Annotated in this window: 13 protein-coding genes; 7 read left to right on the forward strand and 6 right to left on the reverse strand. The window is 71.3% G+C overall.

Going from position 1 to position 16,785, the window contains the following annotated elements; translation table 11 throughout:
• Positions 1-43 precede the first annotated feature (43 nt).
• The 4 genes from ABZ342_RS19555 to ABZ342_RS19570 are packed head-to-tail and all read left to right on the forward strand — an operon-like array spanning position 44 to position 3,295.
• Positions 44-1,009 (forward strand): ring-cleaving dioxygenase, encoded by a 966-nt coding sequence (locus ABZ342_RS19555; protein ID WP_360474676.1) that lies wholly within the window; start codon positions 44-46, stop codon positions 1,007-1,009.
• Positions 1,006-1,608, forward strand: a complete 603-nt coding sequence (locus tag ABZ342_RS19560; protein ID WP_360474679.1) for an alpha/beta hydrolase — start codon at positions 1,006-1,008, stop codon at positions 1,606-1,608. Before ABZ342_RS19555 ends, ABZ342_RS19560 begins: the two co-directional genes overlap by 4 nt.
• Before the next feature lie 42 nt (positions 1,609-1,650).
• A complete protein-coding gene (locus ABZ342_RS19565; RefSeq protein ID WP_360474682.1) occupies positions 1,651-2,790 on the forward strand; it encodes a dipeptidase in 1,140 nt (379 codons plus the stop codon).
• Positions 2,791-2,836: 46 nt separating this feature from the next.
• A complete protein-coding gene (locus ABZ342_RS19570; protein WP_360474685.1) occupies positions 2,837-3,295 on the forward strand; it encodes a lipopolysaccharide assembly protein LapA domain-containing protein in 459 nt (152 codons plus the stop codon).
• Positions 3,296-3,298: 3 nt separating this feature from the next.
• Here ABZ342_RS19570 and ABZ342_RS19575 read toward each other — a convergent pair whose 3' ends face one another.
• Positions 3,299-4,120 (reverse strand): maleylpyruvate isomerase family mycothiol-dependent enzyme, encoded by an 822-nt coding sequence (locus tag ABZ342_RS19575; RefSeq protein ID WP_360474688.1) that lies wholly within the window; start codon positions 4,118-4,120, stop codon positions 3,299-3,301.
• A gap of 82 nt (positions 4,121-4,202) precedes the next feature.
• Here ABZ342_RS19575 and ABZ342_RS19580 point away from each other — a divergent pair, with 82 nt between their 5' ends.
• The 3 genes from ABZ342_RS19580 (at position 4,203) to ABZ342_RS19590 (ending at position 7,089) form a co-directional block, all read left to right on the forward strand.
• Positions 4,203-4,994, forward strand: coding sequence for an Abi-alpha family protein (locus ABZ342_RS19580; protein ID WP_360474691.1), 792 nt, complete (start codon positions 4,203-4,205; stop codon positions 4,992-4,994).
• A 4-nt stretch (positions 4,995-4,998) separates the two neighbouring features.
• Positions 4,999-6,234, forward strand: coding sequence for a DUF445 domain-containing protein (locus tag ABZ342_RS19585; protein WP_360474694.1), 1,236 nt, complete (start codon positions 4,999-5,001; stop codon positions 6,232-6,234).
• A gap of 69 nt (positions 6,235-6,303) precedes the next feature.
• Positions 6,304-7,089, forward strand: coding sequence for a hypothetical protein (locus tag ABZ342_RS19590; protein WP_360474697.1), 786 nt, complete (start codon positions 6,304-6,306; stop codon positions 7,087-7,089).
• Between the two features lie 7 nt (positions 7,090-7,096).
• Here the strand turns inward: ABZ342_RS19590 and ABZ342_RS19595 are convergent, their stop codons facing one another.
• From ABZ342_RS19595 to ABZ342_RS19615, 5 genes are read right to left on the reverse strand one after another with little or no spacing between them, the layout of a single operon-like run.
• A complete protein-coding gene (locus ABZ342_RS19595) occupies positions 7,097-10,489 on the reverse strand; it encodes a CHAT domain-containing protein (RefSeq protein WP_360474700.1) in 3,393 nt (1,130 codons plus the stop codon).
• Positions 10,482-10,970 (reverse strand): FHA domain-containing protein, encoded by a 489-nt coding sequence (locus ABZ342_RS19600; RefSeq protein ID WP_360474703.1) that lies wholly within the window; start codon positions 10,968-10,970, stop codon positions 10,482-10,484. Before ABZ342_RS19600 ends, ABZ342_RS19595 begins: the two co-directional genes overlap by 8 nt.
• Positions 10,963-12,831, reverse strand: a complete 1,869-nt coding sequence (locus ABZ342_RS19605) for an AAA family ATPase (RefSeq protein ID WP_360474706.1) — start codon at positions 12,829-12,831, stop codon at positions 10,963-10,965. The genes ABZ342_RS19600 and ABZ342_RS19605 overlap by 8 nt, the downstream gene beginning before the upstream one ends.
• The gene (locus ABZ342_RS19610) at positions 12,828-14,201 is read right to left on the reverse strand and encodes a hypothetical protein (RefSeq protein ID WP_360474709.1); all 1,374 of its coding nucleotides are present in this window, start codon (positions 14,199-14,201) and stop codon (positions 12,828-12,830) included. Before ABZ342_RS19610 ends, ABZ342_RS19605 begins: the two co-directional genes overlap by 4 nt.
• Positions 14,198-16,540: a protein kinase gene (locus ABZ342_RS19615; RefSeq protein ID WP_360474712.1), complete on the reverse strand. Its 2,343-nt coding sequence runs from the start codon at positions 16,538-16,540 to the stop codon at positions 14,198-14,200. The genes ABZ342_RS19610 and ABZ342_RS19615 overlap by 4 nt, the downstream gene beginning before the upstream one ends.
• Between the last annotated feature and the right edge of the window lie 245 nt (positions 16,541-16,785).

The following is a 16,785-nucleotide window of genomic DNA, read 5'->3' on the forward strand; positions in this document are numbered from 1 at the left end:
CTCGCGAGAGGTTCTGCGGTTACCTTGAATCCAGGAGGCAACCATGGCGATCAAGACGTCCGGCCTGCACCACGTCACCGCGATCGGCGGCGACCCGCAGCGCAACGCCGACTTCTACCTGCGGACCCTGGGCCTGCGGCTGGTGAAGACCACCGTGAACTTCGACGACCCGGGCACCTACCACCTCTACTACGGCGACAGCGCGGGCAAGCCGGGCTCGCTGATGACCTTCTTCCCGTGGCCCGACGCGCCGAGTGGCCGCCACGGCACCGGGCAGGCGACGACCACGTCGTTCTCGATCCCCGAATCCTCCCTCGGCTGGTGGAAGCAGCACCTCGCCGCGAACAGCGTCGAGACCGGCGCAGTCCGCAACGCCGACGACGAAGAGACACTCACCTTCCGTGATCCCGACGGCCTGAAGCTCGCTCTCGTCGCGCACCCGCAGGGCGACCCGCGCGACCCGTGGGACACCGAGCTGGTCCCGGCCGAGCACGCGATCCGCGGCCTGCACTCGGTGACGCTCTCCGTGACCAAGGAAGACGCCACCGCGGGCATGCTCACCGACGGCCTCGGCCTCAGCTTCGCCCACCAGGACAGCAATCGCTTGCGCTTCGCCGCCGGCGAAGGCGGGCCGGGCGCGCTGGTCGACGTCCTCGTGACGCCGGACGCGCCGCGCGGGCTGGTCGCCGCGGGCACCGTGCACCACGTCGCCTGGCGCGCGCCGGACGAGGACACCCAGAAGGCGTGGCGCGAAGAGCTCGTCGACCAGGGCGTGCACGTCACGTCCATCCTGGACCGCCAGTACTTCCGCTCGATCTACTTCCGCGAGCCGGGCGGCACGCTGCTGGAGGTCGCGACCGACGAACCGGGCTTCGCGATCGACGAACCGCTGCTGGAGCTGGGCCGCGCGCTCAAGCTGCCGCCGTGGCTGGAGCCGCGCCGCGAAGAGATCCAGCACATGCTGCCCAAGCTCAACCTCCCCGCCGAGAACAACCCGGAGCTGTCATGACGCTGGAGCACAAGTACGTCGAAGGCTCGCCGGACGCGCCGGTGCTGCTCCTGCTGCACGGCACCGGCGGCAGCCCCGACGACCTGCTCGGCCTGGCGCACGAGCTGAGCCCGGACGCCGCCGTCCTGGCCCCCTTCGGGCCGGTGTCGGAGCACGGCGCCGGGCGGTGGTTTCGGCGGCTCGCCGAGGGCGTCCTCGACCACGAAGACGTCGTCAAGCGCGCGAACCAGCTCGCGGACTTCGTCCTCGAAGCGCGCGAGAAGTACGGGCTGGGCGACCGGCGGCTGGTCGCCGTCGGCTTCTCCAACGGCGCCAACATCGCGGCCGCGGTGACGTTGCTGCGGCCGGAGGTCGTGCGCGAGGCCGCGTTGTTCGCGGCGATGTCGCCGGTCCCAGACCCGCCGTCGCACGACCTGTCCGGCTCCCGCGTCTTCCTGGCGAACGGCGAACACGACCCGATGGCACCCCTGGCGTCCACGGAGGAGCTGATCGGGCTGCTGCGCGAGCGCGGGGCCGACGTCGTCACGCAGCGCCACCGCGGCGGGCACCAGATCACGCCCGACGGCGTCCGCGCGGCCGTCAAGTGGTTCACGCCCTGACGTTTGTACGGAGCGTATATCGGTGCGCCCTACGATCGGGCGATGACTAACGAGGCACTACAGCGTGCTACGAAACTGCTGGACGCCGCCATCCTCGCCGACGGGCACAACGACCTGCCGTGGGAGCTGCGGGAGCACGGTGGCCCGAACCCGGTGGAGGCGGCCGCGTCGCTCGACCTGACCGTCCGGCAGCCGGCTCTGCACACCGACTTCCCGAAGCTCGCCGACGGGAAGCTCGGCATGCAGTTCTGGTCGGTGTACGTGCCGTGCGAGTTCGAGGGCCACAGCGCCGTGACGGCGGTGCTGGAGCAGATCGAGGTCGTCCACCAGCTGGCCGAGCGCTACCCCGACCGGCTGCGGCTGGTCGACACCGCGGACGAGGCCGAGGCTGCGTTCGCCGACGGCCGGATCGCGTCGCTGCTTGGCGCCGAAGGCGGGCACAGCATCGCCGAGTCGCTCGGCGTGCTGCGGATCCTGCGCCGCCTCGGCGTCCGCTACATGACGCTGACGCACAACTACAACACCACCTGGGCCGACTCGGGCACCGATGAGCCGGCCCACGGCGGCCTCACCGAGTTCGGCCGCGACGTCGTGCGCGAGATGAACAAGATCGGGATGATGGTCGACCTCTCGCACGTCGCGCCGACGACCATGCGCGCGGCGATCGAGGTCAGCTCGGCGCCGGTGATCTTCAGCCACTCCTCCTGCCTCGCGGTGAACGACCACCCGCGCAACATCCCCGACGACGTCCTCGCGCTGCTGCCCGGCAACGGCGGTGTCGCGATGACCACGTTCGTGCCGGCGTTCATCTCGCCGAAGGTCAGCGCGTGGGACCAGGAGCTGAAGGCCGCGATGGAGACCGCGGGCAAGGAGTACCGGAACCTCGCCCAGCGCGGGGAGTTCGTGAAGGCGTGGGACGGCCCGGTCAAGCCGAAGGCCACCGTCGACGACGTCGTCGCGCACGTCGAGCACGCCCGCGAGGTCGCCGGGATCGACCACATCGGCCTCGGCGGCGACTACGACGGCGTCGGCACGCTGCCGGAGGGGCTGGAGGACACGTCCAAGTACCCGGTGTTGTTCGCGGCGCTGCTCGAGCGCGGGTGGAGTGACGAAGACTGCGTGAAGCTGGCCGGGAAGAACACGCTCCGCGTGCTGCGGGAGGTCGACGGCTTCGCCCGTTAGGGGGTTTGACACAGCGCTCCCCGCGCGCCGGACGGACACTGGTCACATGACGCACGCGCGCGGGGGCGCGGCCGACCGCCCCACCGGCCCGACCCACCACGACCTGCCCGGAAACGGCCGCCACAACCTGCCCGGCGACGAGGTACCCGAGGGTGCCCTCGAGCCCGCCGAGCTGCGCGCCGGCGACGTCCGGCCCGGCGCCGAGGAGGTCACGCCGGTGCGCCCGGCGCCGTCGAGGACCAGCGCGGCCACCAAGAAACGCTCCCGGCCGACGCGGATCAGCGGCACCTGGGTCGCGGTCATCGCCGGGCTGGTCGTGCTGGTGGTGCTGCTGGTCTTCATCCTGCAGAACCTCGACCCGGCGACGGTGCACTTCTTCGGCGCCGAGGGCAGCCTGCCGTTGGCGATCGCCATGCTGTTCTCGGCCATCGGCGGCGCGGTCCTGGTCGCGCTGATCGGCGGGGCCCGGATCCTGCAGCTGCGGAAGCAGGCGCGCCGCCGCTGAGCGCTAGACGATGATCGACGTCATCGTCAGTACCTGGGCGCAAACGTTTTCGTCCCCGGTGGTCCGGACGCGGCCGACGTCGGCGGCGTTGCGGGTGCAGAGCCGCCAGAACGTGTCCAGGTCCGTCGTCACGGTGGCCAAGGGCGTGCGTGACGGCGGCGCGCCGCGGTCCAGGACCCAGCCGTCGCGCTCGCGGCGGGCGTGCCACTTGCCGGCGCCGGTGACCGTGTAGCCCACCTGCTTGCCGACCCGCGCCTCGACGTCGCGCAGGGTGTGCGGCAGCGCGCGGACGAACGTGTCGGCGATCGGCTCGGCGTACTCGGCCTCCAGCGGCGTGTGCTCCAGCGCTTCGCGGATCTGCACGTGGTGGACCCAGAACTCCGAATAGTCGCGGGCCGCGTCGAGCCAGCGCGGCGCCGGCCCGTCGCCCGCCCAGCTCACGGGCTCGCCGTCGACGTCGAGATCCAGCTTCGCCCAGTATTCGGTCGTCTGGCCCATGAGCTCGTACATCATCGTGAGCAGCACGTCCGTCGAGAGACGGCGGCACGCGACGACCCACTCCTCGTTGATCCGGTCGATGAAGCGGGCGAAGGACTCACCCGGGCGGGGGGCTTCGGCGGTGTGCCCGTCACGGCTTCGCGACAGCCGTCCGGCCTTGTCACCCAGCAGGTGGGCGGCGATGTCCTTGACCGTCCAGCCGGCGCACATGGTCGGCCGCTCCCAGTCTTCCTCGGTCAGCGCGCCGAGCAGCGTCATCAGCGACTGTTCTTCCTTGGAGAAGTACGGGAGGACGTCGATCGGCGGGCCCCAGCGCGTCGGACTCATGGGGTACATGATGCCGGTCGTCACACCACCGTTCGGCCTACCCGCAGGTAGCATCAGCGCGGAAGCAGAGGGGAGCCCACCGGTGAACGCAGAGCGACCGAACGGCCGGGGCACCGGCGACGAGGTGGCCGACCTGGCGCGGCGCGCCGGGCAGCTGGCGGGCTGGGCCGCGCGCACCGGGTTCGCACTGGGGCGCAAGCTCCCCGGCGTCGAGACCGCCGAACGCGGGGTGCGGCAGGTCGAGCGCCAGCTGCTGGGCGAGCTGCGCCGCCGGCTCGACGAGGTCGACGACCCGTACCACGCGGCGCTGACGGCGGCGTCCGCGATGAACCGCCCGGCGGTGCCCGGGAAGGTCGAGGCCAGCGTCACGCTCGTGCCCGCGCGCGACAACCACGCCGAGCCGCTGCGCGCCGCGATGGCCGAGCTGCTCAACCACTCCATCGGCTTCGGCCGCGAGCGGGCCCGCGAGTACTTCTACGCGATCATCCTGCGCCAGCTCACGCCGGACGAGGCCCGCATCCTCTCCGCGCTGTCGGACGGCTCGCCGTTCCCCGTGATCGACGTCGTCGAGCGCACCGGCCTCGGCGGCACCGGGCGCGTCGCGCTGCGCAACGCGTCGACGGTCGGCAAGGCGGCCGGGGTGTCGCTGCCCGACCAGGTGCCCGGGTACGTCACGCGGCTGATCGGGCTGGGCCTGGTCGACCTCGACGAAGAGGTGCCGTCGCTGGAGACGCAGTACGAGATCCTGCTGACCGACGAGACCGTGCGCGACGCGGAGAAGCACGTCAAACGCGCGAAGTACGTCCGGCGGACGATCCACGTTTCGCGCCTGGGGGCGCAGTTCTGGCAAGCCTGCGACCCGAGCTTCGGCTGACCGCATGGGGTCGTTCCTCGCCGGCATCGTCGCCGACTTCGCGCAGCACTGGCCCCTCTACGTCTCGATCCCGGTCGTCGCCGCGCTGATCGGCTACGGCACCAAGCTCGTCGCGATCCGGATGATGTTCCAGCCGGTGGAGTTCATCGGCGTCAAGCCGTTCCTCGGCTGGCAGGGCATCGTGCCCAAGCGCGCCGCGCGGATGGCGAGCATCGCCTGCGACACGATGACCGAGCAGCTGATCAAGCCGGCCGAGGTCGTGGCGCGGCTGGACGCTTCCCGGATCGCCCAGGAAATCGAGAAACCGCTACTCGCGGGCGTCGAAGACATCGTGCGCGAGGTGGCGGGCCACTACCAGCCGGGGCTGTGGGAGTCGCTGCCGGTGCGGGTCCAGCGGCTGGTGATCGAGCGCGTCCAGCACGAGTCGCCGCGGATGGTCGCGGCCGTGCTCGACCTGATCAAGTCCGATGTGGACAGTGTGTTCGACCTCAAGGGCATGGTCGTCACCAGCCTGGTCAAGGACAAGCGGCTGCTGAACCGGATCTTCCAGGAGGCGGGCGCGAAGGAGTTCAAGTTCATCGCCCGCTCCGGCCTGGTCTTCGGCGGCGCGATCGGCGTGATCCAGATGGTCGCGTGGGTACTGTTCAAGTTCCCGCTGATCATGCCGTTGTTCGGCCTGTTCACCGGCTGGTTCACCGACTGGCTGGCGCTGCGGATGATCTTCTACCCGATCGAGCCGAAACGCTATTTCGGCGTGGAGTGGCAGGGCCTGTTCCTGAAGCGGCGCGCGGAGGTCGCGGAGGCGTACGGAGCGCTGATCGCCCAGGAGATCATCACCCCGCACAACGTGATCGAGGCGATCCTGCACGGCCCGCTGTCCGACCGGGTACTGGCGCTGATCCAGCGTCAGCTCGACCGGGAGCTGGGAAGTGTCGCGAGGCCCCTGCTGGTGTTCGCGGTCGGCAGCCGCAAGTACCAGGACGTGAAGCTGGCGATCGCGGAGCAGATCATGTCCCGCCTCCCGGAGACGATGCGCTACATCGAGGACTACGCGACCGACGCGATGGACATCAGGAACGTGCTGGTGTCGAAGATGAAGGAGCTTTCCCCGCACGAGTTCGAGCGGTTGCTGCGGCCCGCTTTCGAACAGGACGAGTGGATTTTGATCGCCACCGGGGCGGTGCTGGGCTTCGCCGTCGGTGAAGGTCAGGTGCTCTTGCTGGAGCACCTGGCCGCATAGGGCCGCGGTCGACCTCACTTGAGGGGGTTTCGGCCCGCGGTCGCTGCCAGCCTCGCGGGCATGTCTTGCATGACCCGCCGCTTGGAGCAGTCGATTGCCGCTCGCTGGCGTACTCGGACGGCCGGTGACGGTGGACGAGCGCGCAACTGGCAGACCCGCCTCGGCTACTACGAAGCTCTCGACGCCGCGCTGGAGCGGAACGGCTCGCCCGACATCGACGTCAACGACATCGTGCGGGCGCACCGGAACGGAAAGCTGTCGACCGCGTACGCCATCGTGACCAACGGTGGCCTGGCGCGGTTCTACCGCACCGAGCAGATACCCCCCGACCGACGGCGGATCGCCGACTTCGTTCCCGAGTCACCGATCCACCAGTTGCTCGCCGAAACGAAGGTCTGGAGCTTCTGGCCGGGCCGCGAAGCGTGGCTGCGGGAACTGGACGAGCGGTTTCCGACAGCGCCGTTCCGGACCGCGGCGCAACGGCTCGCGCAGGTGATCGCCGGGTGGCGGGAGCAGCATCCCCTGCTTGCCGCGACCCAGGGCGGGCTCCCGCCGCTCTGCGCGATCGAAGACCTGGTGATCCTCGGGCGCGGCGCCCTGTCCGCCGCTCGGGCGGTGGAACTCCTGCTCGGGGCCGGCCCGGCGGGTGAGCTCGAGTTCCCCCAGGAACTCGGGTGCGGCCAGGTTCCCGTCCTGAACCACTCCGCGATCGATGACATCGCGACCCGGCTCGACACCGCCATCGGCCTGCTCGGTGCGGGTGACGGGACCCGGTTCGCGATGGGTCTGCTCACCTCGGCCCGTCGCGACTTGGCGGCCTTGCGCCGAGGCAGGGCGCGGTCGCACCCCGGCTGAGCCGGATTCACCTTCCGTGGCAGGCGAACGCCGCCCAGACGGTGACCTCGGTCAGGTCGCACTCCTCGAGGTCGCCGAGCATCGCCTCCGGCATTTCCGGGAGCTCGGCCCGGCCGGCGTCGAGCATCCAGAGCTGTGCCGAACGCAGCGCGTGGGCGGGATCCTGCGCCTCGCGGGCGAGGAAGTGGTGGAAGGCGAACATCGCGGCGGCGGTGGCCTGGTCGTCGACGGGCCACCGGGACCCGACCACGGTCACCGCACCCGCCGCGACGAACGCCGTGGCCAAGGTCAGCGCTTCGTCGTAGTCCTGTTCGGTCAGGTCGCTGAGGCAGGTCGACAGGACGACGAGCGGACCCGGGGTGTCGGCGGCGCGGCCCGCCGCGTGCTCGAGCACGGCCTTGATGGTCAGCTGCCGGGTGAGCTCGAGGTACGACGCCTCGACCGCGCCCGCGTTGCGCGCGTGGCACGCCAGGTGCAGCATCGACGCGCCGAGGGAACGGTCACCCGGCAGGTTCGCGAGCACCTCTTCCGGCGTTCCGATCCCGGTGGCCGGTGCATCGCCGCCTTCGGACGGGGTGAAAGCGGACAGATCACCGAAGATCTTGGCGTCGGGGTAGAAGGCGTCGCGCAGGGAGATCACTTCGTCGGCCGCGAACGTCAGGTCGCCGAGGGGCTCGGTCACCAGGACCGGTTCCAGGTGGAGGGGCAGCGCGGCCCGGGACGCCGTGTCCAGGAACTGGCGCGCCGACGCGGCGCTCGAGAGCACGAACTCCTCGATGGCGGGCCGGCCGTCGAGGAGGCGGGCCGCGGGCCACGGCACGACGCCGAGGACACCGCTCGGCACCAGCACGACCCGCGCCGGGCGCCCCTCCGTGCCGAGTGCGGCCCGCAGCGGTTCGAAGACCGCCTCGCCGGCCCAAGCGCACACGTCGGCGATGGCCGCGGCCCTGGCGTCCTTGTCCTTCGCGCCGACGACGCGGGAGAAGCGTTCAGGCGGACCACCGGGCTGGATTCGCAGGGCCGGCGCGGGCACCGCGGTGGGTACGCCGTCCTGGTCGACGACCAGCAGGTAGCCGTCGCGGTCGCCGGCTCCGGGCAGGAGGTACACGAGAGCGTCCGCGCCCACGGCGGTGAGCGCGTCGGCGATTTCGGCGGGCGCGGGCGGCGTGAAGAGCCGGCCGCCTTCGGTTGTGCCGCGCAGCACGGCCAGCACCTTGTGCCGCAGATCGGTGGCGGCTCGCGCGTGGTCGGGCTCGCCCGCGCCGGCCGGGTCGCCCGTCGCCGCCCACGGCGCGGGTTCGTCCCGCCGTGCCGCGGAGTCGGCTTCCCACGCCGCGGCCAGGTCGGACCGGCCGATCCGGCGCAGCAGGCCGGAGACGGCGAGCGCGGAGGTGGCAGCGTGCAGGGCCAGTCCCCGGCCCAGTTCGACGGCTTGCACGGCGCCCGCGATCTCGCCGTCGTCGAGGCACCAGGCCGCCAGGGCGGCGGCTTCGGCCGTGGCTCCCCGGGCGGTCACGACGGCGTGCCCGACACCGGTCTGCAGCAGCACCGTGCCGGCGTGCACCGCGAGCGCTTCGAACGCCGTGCGCCGGGCCGGTTCGAGGTCGCCGCGCTTGCGGTAGGCGTGGGCGAGCTCCCGGAGGACGTCGGCCATCGCCACGCCCGCCCGGTGCCGCTCGAGGGTCTGCCGGGCGCCCTCGAGGTGGTCGACCGCGCGGTCCGCGGCGACCTCCGGATCGACCCCCGCGTCGTGGGCGGCGAGGTACGCCTTCGCCAGCAGCGCCTGCTGTCCCGCCTGCTGGACGGAGGCGGCCGCGGCGGCCGCGACCTGCTGTTCCATCCGGTTGATGCCGTTCACCATCGCCGCGGCGTCGGCGGTCATCAGGCCGTCGAGGACCTCGACCGTGTCCGACATGGTCGCGATCACGCCTTCGGGGATGCCGGGGAACCTGCCGCCGGTCAAGAGGCCGCGCAGACCGCCCAGCCCGGCCCGGATGTCGCCTCCGTCCGACGTCGCCAGCCGCAGCTTCGCGAGGGTCAGCACGAGCTCGGCGTTCGGGCGCATGACGTGCTGGGCGGGAAGCCGGTCCAGACTGTCCTGCAGGGTGGCCGCGGCGGCACTCACGCTGCCGTCGTCCTTCGCTCCCAAGGCCTGGATGACGCGGCTGATCGCGCCGAGGCACGACAGGAAAGTGGCCGAGCCGTCGTCGTCGTCGGCCGCGACCGCGCTGGTCGCGCGATCCAGCAGGTGCCGCGCGGCTTCGGCGTCCTCGACCAGGCCCTCCCGCAGATGACGGTCGGACAGCAGCGCGGCCAGCTGCCCCACGGCCGCCGGCCGGAGATCGTGGCCGGCGGGCAGCACTTCGAGCGCTTCGACGAGGTCCTCGAACGCCTGCTCGGGGTGGTCCTCGCCGTCGGCGTGGCCGCGCAGCAACCCGACCATCGAGCGGAGGAACAGCTCGGGCCCCGCGACGGTGGATCCGCTGTCGCGAGCTTGGGCCAGCACCTGCGCGGCGACCTGCTCGGCCCGCGCCAGGCTGTCCTCGGTGGCGTCGGTCGCGGCCGACGCCACGAGCGCTCCCGCCAGGGTTCGCACCGTTTCGCCGTAGAACGGGTGGTCTTCGGGCATGCCGGCTGCGGCCTGCTCCATCAGCTGCGTGACGCGCGCCAGCCCCTCGGGGCCGTGCTGGTCACTGCGTTTGACGAGCGCCTGCGCGAGGTCACGCCGGAGTATCGGGGTGAGGAGGTGGTCTTCGCTCAGGCCGGTGAGGGCTTCTTCGAGCTCGGCGATCCGGCCGGGTGCGGGCGTCGGCCGCAGCCACGCCTCCGTGGCCCGGAGCAGATCGAGCCCGGGCATGGCCGGGGTGGCCTGACCGACGGCCTGGGCCAGCACCTCCGCCGCGTCGGGCTCGTCCGCTCCGGAGCCGAGCAGGGGCGCGAGGGTGCGGAAGACTTCGAGGCTGGCCCGCAGGTCGGGGGGCAGGGACTCGAGATCGTGGACGTCGGCGATGGCGGTCAGGACGTCGGCGATCCCGGTCTCGACCGCGTCGGGATCGGCGTCGCGCCGCCACTTCTCGGTCTCGCGCAGCAGGTCCATGTTCGGCTTCCAGCTCCGGCCGCGCAGCGCGTGGGCCACGGTGCCCCGGCCGATCCGGAGGGCCACCCGGGCCACCGAGGCCTGCTGCCGCTGCTCCGCGGTGGCGTCCGCGTCCGCGAGCACCGAGCTCAGGATCTCGTCCGCACGCGAGCAGTCCGTCTCCACGCCCTGGTGCTCGATGTAGCGGGAGCTGAGCCCCGCGGCCAGCTTCATGCGCACGGACCGGGTTTCGGGATCATCCGCGGCGGAGCCGGTCAGCACTTCTTCGAGCTCGGCGATGCGTCTGTCCAGGTCTTCAGGCATCGTGGTCCCCTCGCATCAACTTCACCGTTCCGGTCACGGTCAGGCTGAGCCGGACGGAGTCCTCCTGGCTCAGGACGTGCTTCTTGCCCGGGGGCAGCGCTTCACCGTTCACGTGGGTCAGGTTGGTCGCGTAGTGGTCGCTGACCCAGGCCCGCCCGTCCTCGTCCAAGCCGAACACCGCGTGCCGGCGCGAGACGTTGTCATCGCTTTCGAACAGCTTCGCGTGGGGCGAGAACTCGGGGTCCCGTCCCACCATCGCTTCCGCGCCCGCCGCGATGGCGACGGTGCCGGTCTTGAAGACGACCCGCAGTTCGCGCACGGCTCGTAGCCGGGTGGTCCGCGGTGCGGGTGCGGCCGGCGCCTCGGAGACGGCCCCGTCGGCCGTCACCGGGCTGCGGTCCATCGGGCACAGCCCGTTCTCCGGCACGGCGTCGGCGGAGAACCGGTGCCCGTTTTCGCAGAGGTACGTCGGCTCACTCATCGACGACGAGCTCCAGCGCGGGCGGAGTGCTCCGCTGGTCGAAACCGGACACGGTCACCCGGGTGCCGCGGGGCAGCGGCTCGTCGAACAACGCGCGGGCGAGGGGGTTCACGAGCCGCGCTTCCACCTGGTTGCCGATCCCGCGGCCACCGAAGGTCAGGTCGGTCGTGCAGTCCTTCTTGAGCGCGCCCGTGACCCACTCCGCGAGTTCGACGGACACGCCGTGCTCCGCGGCGACCAGGTTCCGCACGTTCGCGACCTGGCCGAAGAAGATCATTTCGGCCGCGGCCTGGCCGATGAAGTCGAAGACGACGATGTTGTCCCCGATCCGGTTGAGCAGTTCCGGCCGCTTGATCTCGTAGCGGAAGTGGTCGGAGATCGCTTCGCGCACGGCGACATCGACCTTGTCGAACGCGAGGCCGGGTTCGATCAGGTTGCGCAGCACGCCGGTCTTCGGGTCCTTCTTCTGCACGCCGAGGTTGGACGTGAAGATCAGGATCGACTCCGAGAAGTACGCCGTGTCGCCGCGGCCGTCGGTCAGCCGGCCGTCCTCGAGGATCTGGAGGAACTTGTCCAGCACCAAGGGGTGCGCTTTCTCGATCTCGTCGAAGAGCACGACCCGGAACGGCTGGCGGCGCATGGCGTTCGTCAGCTGGCCGCCCGCGTCGTGGCCGACGTAGCCGGGTGGTGAGCCGATCAGCCGGTCGGCCGCGTGCGACTCCGAGAACTCGCTCATGTCCAGCCGGAGGAGTGCGCTCTCGTCGCCGTAGACGAGCTGCGCGATGCCCTTGGCGAGCTCGGTCTTGCCGACCCCGGTCGGTCCGGCGAAGAACAGCACGCCGCGCGGTCGCGTGCCGGGCTTGCCGGTGTGCGCGCCGGAGAGACCCATCGCCGCCCGCTTGAGGACGTCCAGCGCCTTGGCCACGGCCTGTGGCTGGCCCTTCACCCGCGCTCCCAGGTCGCCGGCGCGTTGCTGTAGCCGCGCCCGCAGGTGGGACTGGCGCCACGGGTTCTCGATCACGCCGAGCCGGTAGGTGGCGACGCTCTCGGCCAGCCGGTCGAACGGGACGCGGCTTTCCTGGGCGAGCTGCGCGACCCCGGCCATCGCGTCGAGCGTCATCCCGTGGGACTCGACGGCGAAGGCGTCCACCACCTTCTGTTTCGCTTCCGCGGCAACGGACTCGGCGCCCTCGTAGTCCTCGATCAGCAAGGCGGCCGCGCGCTGCCGGTCCCCGAGGTCCGGCGGCGGCACCGCGATGCTGCGGACGTGCGCGTTGCCCACGGTGAGCCAGTTCGGCAGGTCGCCTTCGTTGTCGACGAGCCAGATCACCGGGTTGTAGGGAGCGGCGCCGCCGCGGCGCAGCGCATTGACCCCGAGTTTGGCGCAGAACAGGAAGAAGTCACGCTCTTTCGCCCCGAGGTCGCTGTTGCGGAGGCTGAGGCGCGACGCGTGGGCGAGGACGAACGCGCACCGCTCGCCGGCGCCCACGACCGCGCTGATGTCCTGCTGCAGCTCGGTCAGGTCGGGGGTGCGGCCGAGGCCGTTGAGGAGCCGGCCGGCCGCGAGCTTGGCCTTGTCGGCCCCGGGCCCGGCCGCCGGCCGGACACCGAGCCCGTCGATCTGGTCGTAGGTGAACAGGCAGGTGAAGCCGTTCTCGCGCAGGACTTCCCACAGCAGCGCGGGCAGCGACGTGAGCCGGCCGCCGTCGGCGGTCACGAACTGGTCGTGCACGTTGCCGTGGAACACGAACTGGGAGTGCACGGACAGGGTCGTGGCGAACTCGCGCAGCCAGCCGGGGCTTCCGGCGGCGGAGGGAGCGAGCTCGGGTTCGGTCGCCGGGGCGTGCTCGGTCATGGTCATCGCGGGAGGGGCCTTTCTGCGAACTTCGGCGTCTGGCGCCGGGCGTATTCGTCGTCACCGATGTCGCGGACCGGCAGGTCGGGAAGCCCTTCCACATAAAGCTTCCCGCACCGGACGCCGGCTTCCTCCAGCCGTTGCCTGGCTTCCGAAGCGTCCCTCGCCCACTGCGTCAGGCGCAGATCCGCGCGGCCGGCCGATCCCGTGGCCCGGAAGTCGGCGGTGAACTCTCCGGCGTGGATGTCGACGTCGGCGTGGTGGTCGCCGCCCCAGTTCTCGTGCGTCACCCGCATACCGGTGCCGTGCTGTTCATCGACGGCGTAGCCTATGAGCTTCAGCTGCAGGGCGAACTCGGTTCGGATGGCCCGGTCTTCCGCGGCGCGCACGGCCACGGCCTGGAGCTCTTCCGCGGCCAGCCGCAGCCCGGGATCCAGCTCCCGTCGTTCGGCGAGCACCTCCTCGAGAGCGGCCAGCACCTTTCGCTGGTGAGCCGTCAGTCCGTCCGGGGTACCGGCCAGCGGGGCGAGGGCCGCGAGCCACTTCGCGGCGTCCTCGGCGTCCGCGACCCGGCGTTCCTGGCGCACCCTGGCTTCGTGGGCCTGCAGGTAGAGCTCGTCGAGGAAAGCCTTGCCCGCGCTGACGCCATCCTGGGCGAGCACTTCGGCCGCCAGCTCGCTCAACGAGGCCATGTCGTCACCACTGATCCTGCCGATCGCACCGGCCAGGATGTCGTCGACCACCGGCCGCAGGTCGACCGGGAACCGGCCGCCCGGTCCGGGGCGGGGCCCACCGGAGCCGGGGCCGCCCGACGGGGGACGGTTGCCCGGACCGGATGCCGGCCGGGAGACGACCACGCGTTGGACACGCTGGTAGACGACCCGGGCCCGGTCACTCACCGGCCGGCCGAGGGAGGCTCGGATCCGTGCGTCGGAGAGCTCCTGCTCGGTCTTGAGCAGCTGGGCGTCCACGGTGGTGCACCAGGAGGTGATCTCCTCCGTCGTCTGTCCGTTGTAGACGAACGACGGGGGTGGGCTCACCGGGGTCGACGCCGAAGTGGACAGTCCGCGCAGCCGGGCGATCCGGTTGTTCCGGATCAGCACTTCGGCGAAGGCGCGGTCCCAGGCGATCGTCTCCGCCCGGTTCTTGTTCGCTTCGGCCAGCTTGCCTTCTTCCGCCTCGGCGACCCGGCCGAGTCCGCGCAAGGCCGCCCGGGTCAGGAACACCGCACCGGCCGCGGCCGCGGCTCCGGCCACGAACGGCGCCGCCGAAGCGGCCGCGCTGCCCAGGGAGTGGAGTGCCGGGGCGAGCGAAATGCTCGGGGTCGGCGCGAACGCCGGCGTCAGGTTCATGGCCAACGCCTTGCCAGTGCTCATGACGGCTGCCTTTCCGGTGTGGCCGCAGGGCCGGTGCTGCTGTTGCGCAGCTCTTCGTGGTCGTCCTGCCAACGCCGGTACCTGCGGCGCGCCGAACGGAGATGGAGTACGAGAAGCGCCGAAGTGACGAGGTAGGGCGCGGTGAGCAGGATCGCCAGTGTCGCGGCGGCCGCGGCCGCCACACCGACGAGCAGGAGGGCCGACCGGACGAGGCCGGCGTCCTTGCCGCCGACGCGGTTCACGGCCCGCAGGAAGATCATGATCAGGGAGTACTCGCGGTGGTAGGGAGCGCCGATCAGCGCGGCCAGCCAAACCTCGCACGCCGTCTGCGCGGCCAGCCCGACCGCGACGAAACCCCAGGCGGTGCTGATCGCGTCGGCGGAAGCGAGCGAGATGGATCTCGGCAGGTTGTCGGCGCCCACGAGCAGGCCCGCCATCGCCACGACGACGATGGCCATCGAGGCCGCCGCCCAGCCCATCGCGACCGGGCGCTCGATCTCCCGCCACCGCTCCCGGCGGCGCCAGGCGAGGGTGCGGATCGACTCGTCCGCCATCAGCGACCGGCGGTGGGCGAGTTCGTCGTCGACGCCCTGCCGGACGTCCGGCGCGAGGAGGTGGAGTATCAGCAGCCCGACGAGCTCCTCGGGCACGGGCTTGGCGGATCGGCCACGCCGCCGCTCCGGCAGCACCGTGGCGGCCAAGTGCTCGAACATCGGCAGTGGCGCGCCCAGCTGAGCCGAGATGTACTCGCGCAGCCGCGAAAGATCACCGGACAGCTTCGCCTGGAACGTCCGGTCGACGGCGACCCGCAAGAAGGGCGCCCGCCACTCTTCCTCGGAAATCCGGGTCAAGGGTGCGGTGTAGGGATTGTCGCTGCGGAGCACCGATATGACGGCCCGGCAGCGGGCCACCAGTTTCCGCCACAGGTCGTCGACGTTCTTCAGCTCCCGGGCCCCCGCCGCGCCGTCCAGCTCCCTGAACAGGCGCCACCGCCAGAAGTCCTCCGCGAAATCGGCGAACTTCGGATCCTTCCACCGTGCCGCCTGCCGCATCCCGGTCGGCTCGGCCGGCAGGTCGCGGTACCGGGGGACCAGAGAAGGATCCGCGTGCCGGAGCAGGACGAGCAGCAGTGCGTCGGGGGAGCCGGGGTCCGCGCCGCTGCCGATCCGGTCGACGTGCTCGATCACCCGGGCGGCGGAGAACCCCGGGCGGCCGTCGAACTGGCTCAGCCAGTCCGCGAGCTCGGCCCAGCGGGGGTCTTCGGTGCCGAAGAGTGCCGCGGCCGCTTCGCTCCAGTGCTTCTGGAGACACTCCATCAGCGCGTGGACGTGCCAGAACTCTTCTCCCGCGAACCTGAAGGGGCGCACGGAAAGGGCCGGCTCCGGCGGCGGCGCCGAAGTGGGTTCCTGCGCGATCCACGAGCGGACCTGTTCGGCACCCCAGCGGTGGTAGTGATCACGTGTCGTGAGCCCGCGGAACAGCGGCGCGACGCGTGCGGCCAAGCCGGCCGGTTCGGGGACGTTCCAGGTCGCCAGCTGCCGCCGGATGTTGGGTTCGGACAGGTCCCCGAAGGGGTGGCGGCCGGTGGACAACTCGGCCGTGATCATGCCGAGCGACCACCAGTCCGTCTCGGCCGAAACGGAAGCCGACAGCAGTTCCGGTGCCGTGTAGGGGGTCAGGGGTCGCGAAACCTCCCAGGTGACCCCCTTGTCGAGTGGCTGCGCGAGTCCGAAGTCGACAACGGTCACCTCCCAGCCCGTGCCGCTTTCGCGAGGGGAAACCAGGACGTTCTCGGGTCGTAGGTCGAGGTGGGCCAACGAAACCCGGCCGAGCGCTTCCAGCGCGCCCGCCAGCTGGCCGACGACGTCCGCGACCGCGTCGTCGGTCAAGCCTCCCGGGTGGTCGGCCAGCACGTCGCGCAGGGTCGTCCGGCGCGCGCTCTCCGGCGCGCCGGAGCCGCCCACCCGGGCGCCGCGGTCGTCCATGATCTCGAACGTCCGCCCGGCGACCTCGCCCGAAGTGTGCAGGCGCACCACGTTCGGCGCTTTGTCCGTGATGCCCCGCCATGCTTTGTGGACACCGTCGACCGGCCCGCGGCCAGGCTTGTACAGCTTGAGGATCCGGTCCGGCGCCTTGCTCTTCCGTCCGTGCCCGACGAGCGCGACCCGCTCGACTTCGCCGGCGCCTTCGACGTCGATCCAGTGGCGGAGTTCGCAGTCCTTCGGCAACTCCACCGGGTCCGCCGGCGCACGCCCCTCCGGTTCGCTCTCGGGACGGGTCGTCGGGCGCAGGGCGGCGGGCCTGCCCGCGTCCCTGACGGTCGGCGTCAATGCCGTCATGAATTGCCCGCCGTTCCGTTGTAGCCAGTTCGTCGGCATCGAGGTTTACCCGAAGTCGCGCGCCGCTCGCAAGCTACTACACGGTTTTATTCTGATCTGTCGAAAAGCGTAACAGAGTTCGCCGCCGAGACGAACTGAAGCCCGTACAGCATGCACAGCAGGGATTTCCAGGACGATGCACCGGTTCGTGGAATCCCCGCCGCGAGCGCGGTGTGGCACCTACAATGCGGAGGCACATATGCGGA

The organism is Amycolatopsis sp. NPDC005961 (assembly GCF_040629235.1).
GTDB classification, from domain to species: Bacteria; Actinomycetota; Actinomycetes; order Mycobacteriales; family Pseudonocardiaceae; genus Amycolatopsis; species Amycolatopsis camponoti.

Bases quoted from the DNA above. Each gene is read 5' to 3' on its own strand.
- ABZ342_RS19565 (WP_360474682.1), top strand. From the start codon at position 1,651: ATGACTAACGAGGCACTACAGCGTGCTACGAAACTGCTGGACGCCGCC.
- ABZ342_RS19570 (WP_360474685.1), top strand. From the start codon at position 2,837: ATGACGCACGCGCGCGGGGGCGCGGCCGACCGCCCCACCGGCCCGACC.
- ABZ342_RS19555 (WP_360474676.1), top strand. From the start codon at position 44: ATGGCGATCAAGACGTCCGGCCTGCACCACGTCACCGCGATCGGCGGC.
- ABZ342_RS19575 (WP_360474688.1), bottom strand. From the start codon at position 4,120: ATGAGTCCGACGCGCTGGGGCCCGCCGATCGACGTCCTCCCGTACTTC.
- ABZ342_RS19595 (WP_360474700.1), bottom strand. From the start codon at position 10,489: ATGCCTGAAGACCTGGACAGACGCATCGCCGAGCTCGAAGAAGTGCTG.
- ABZ342_RS19605 (WP_360474706.1), bottom strand. From the start codon at position 12,831: ATGACCATGACCGAGCACGCCCCGGCGACCGAACCCGAGCTCGCTCCC.
- ABZ342_RS19600 (WP_360474703.1), bottom strand. From the start codon at position 10,970: ATGAGTGAGCCGACGTACCTCTGCGAAAACGGGCACCGGTTCTCCGCC.
- ABZ342_RS19590 (WP_360474697.1), top strand. From the start codon at position 6,304: ATGACCCGCCGCTTGGAGCAGTCGATTGCCGCTCGCTGGCGTACTCGG.
- ABZ342_RS19560 (WP_360474679.1), top strand. From the start codon at position 1,006: ATGACGCTGGAGCACAAGTACGTCGAAGGCTCGCCGGACGCGCCGGTG.
- ABZ342_RS19615 (WP_360474712.1), bottom strand. From the start codon at position 16,540: ATGACGGCATTGACGCCGACCGTCAGGGACGCGGGCAGGCCCGCCGCC.
- ABZ342_RS19585 (WP_360474694.1), top strand. From the start codon at position 4,999: ATGGGGTCGTTCCTCGCCGGCATCGTCGCCGACTTCGCGCAGCACTGG.
- ABZ342_RS19610 (WP_360474709.1), bottom strand. From the start codon at position 14,201: ATGAGCACTGGCAAGGCGTTGGCCATGAACCTGACGCCGGCGTTCGCG.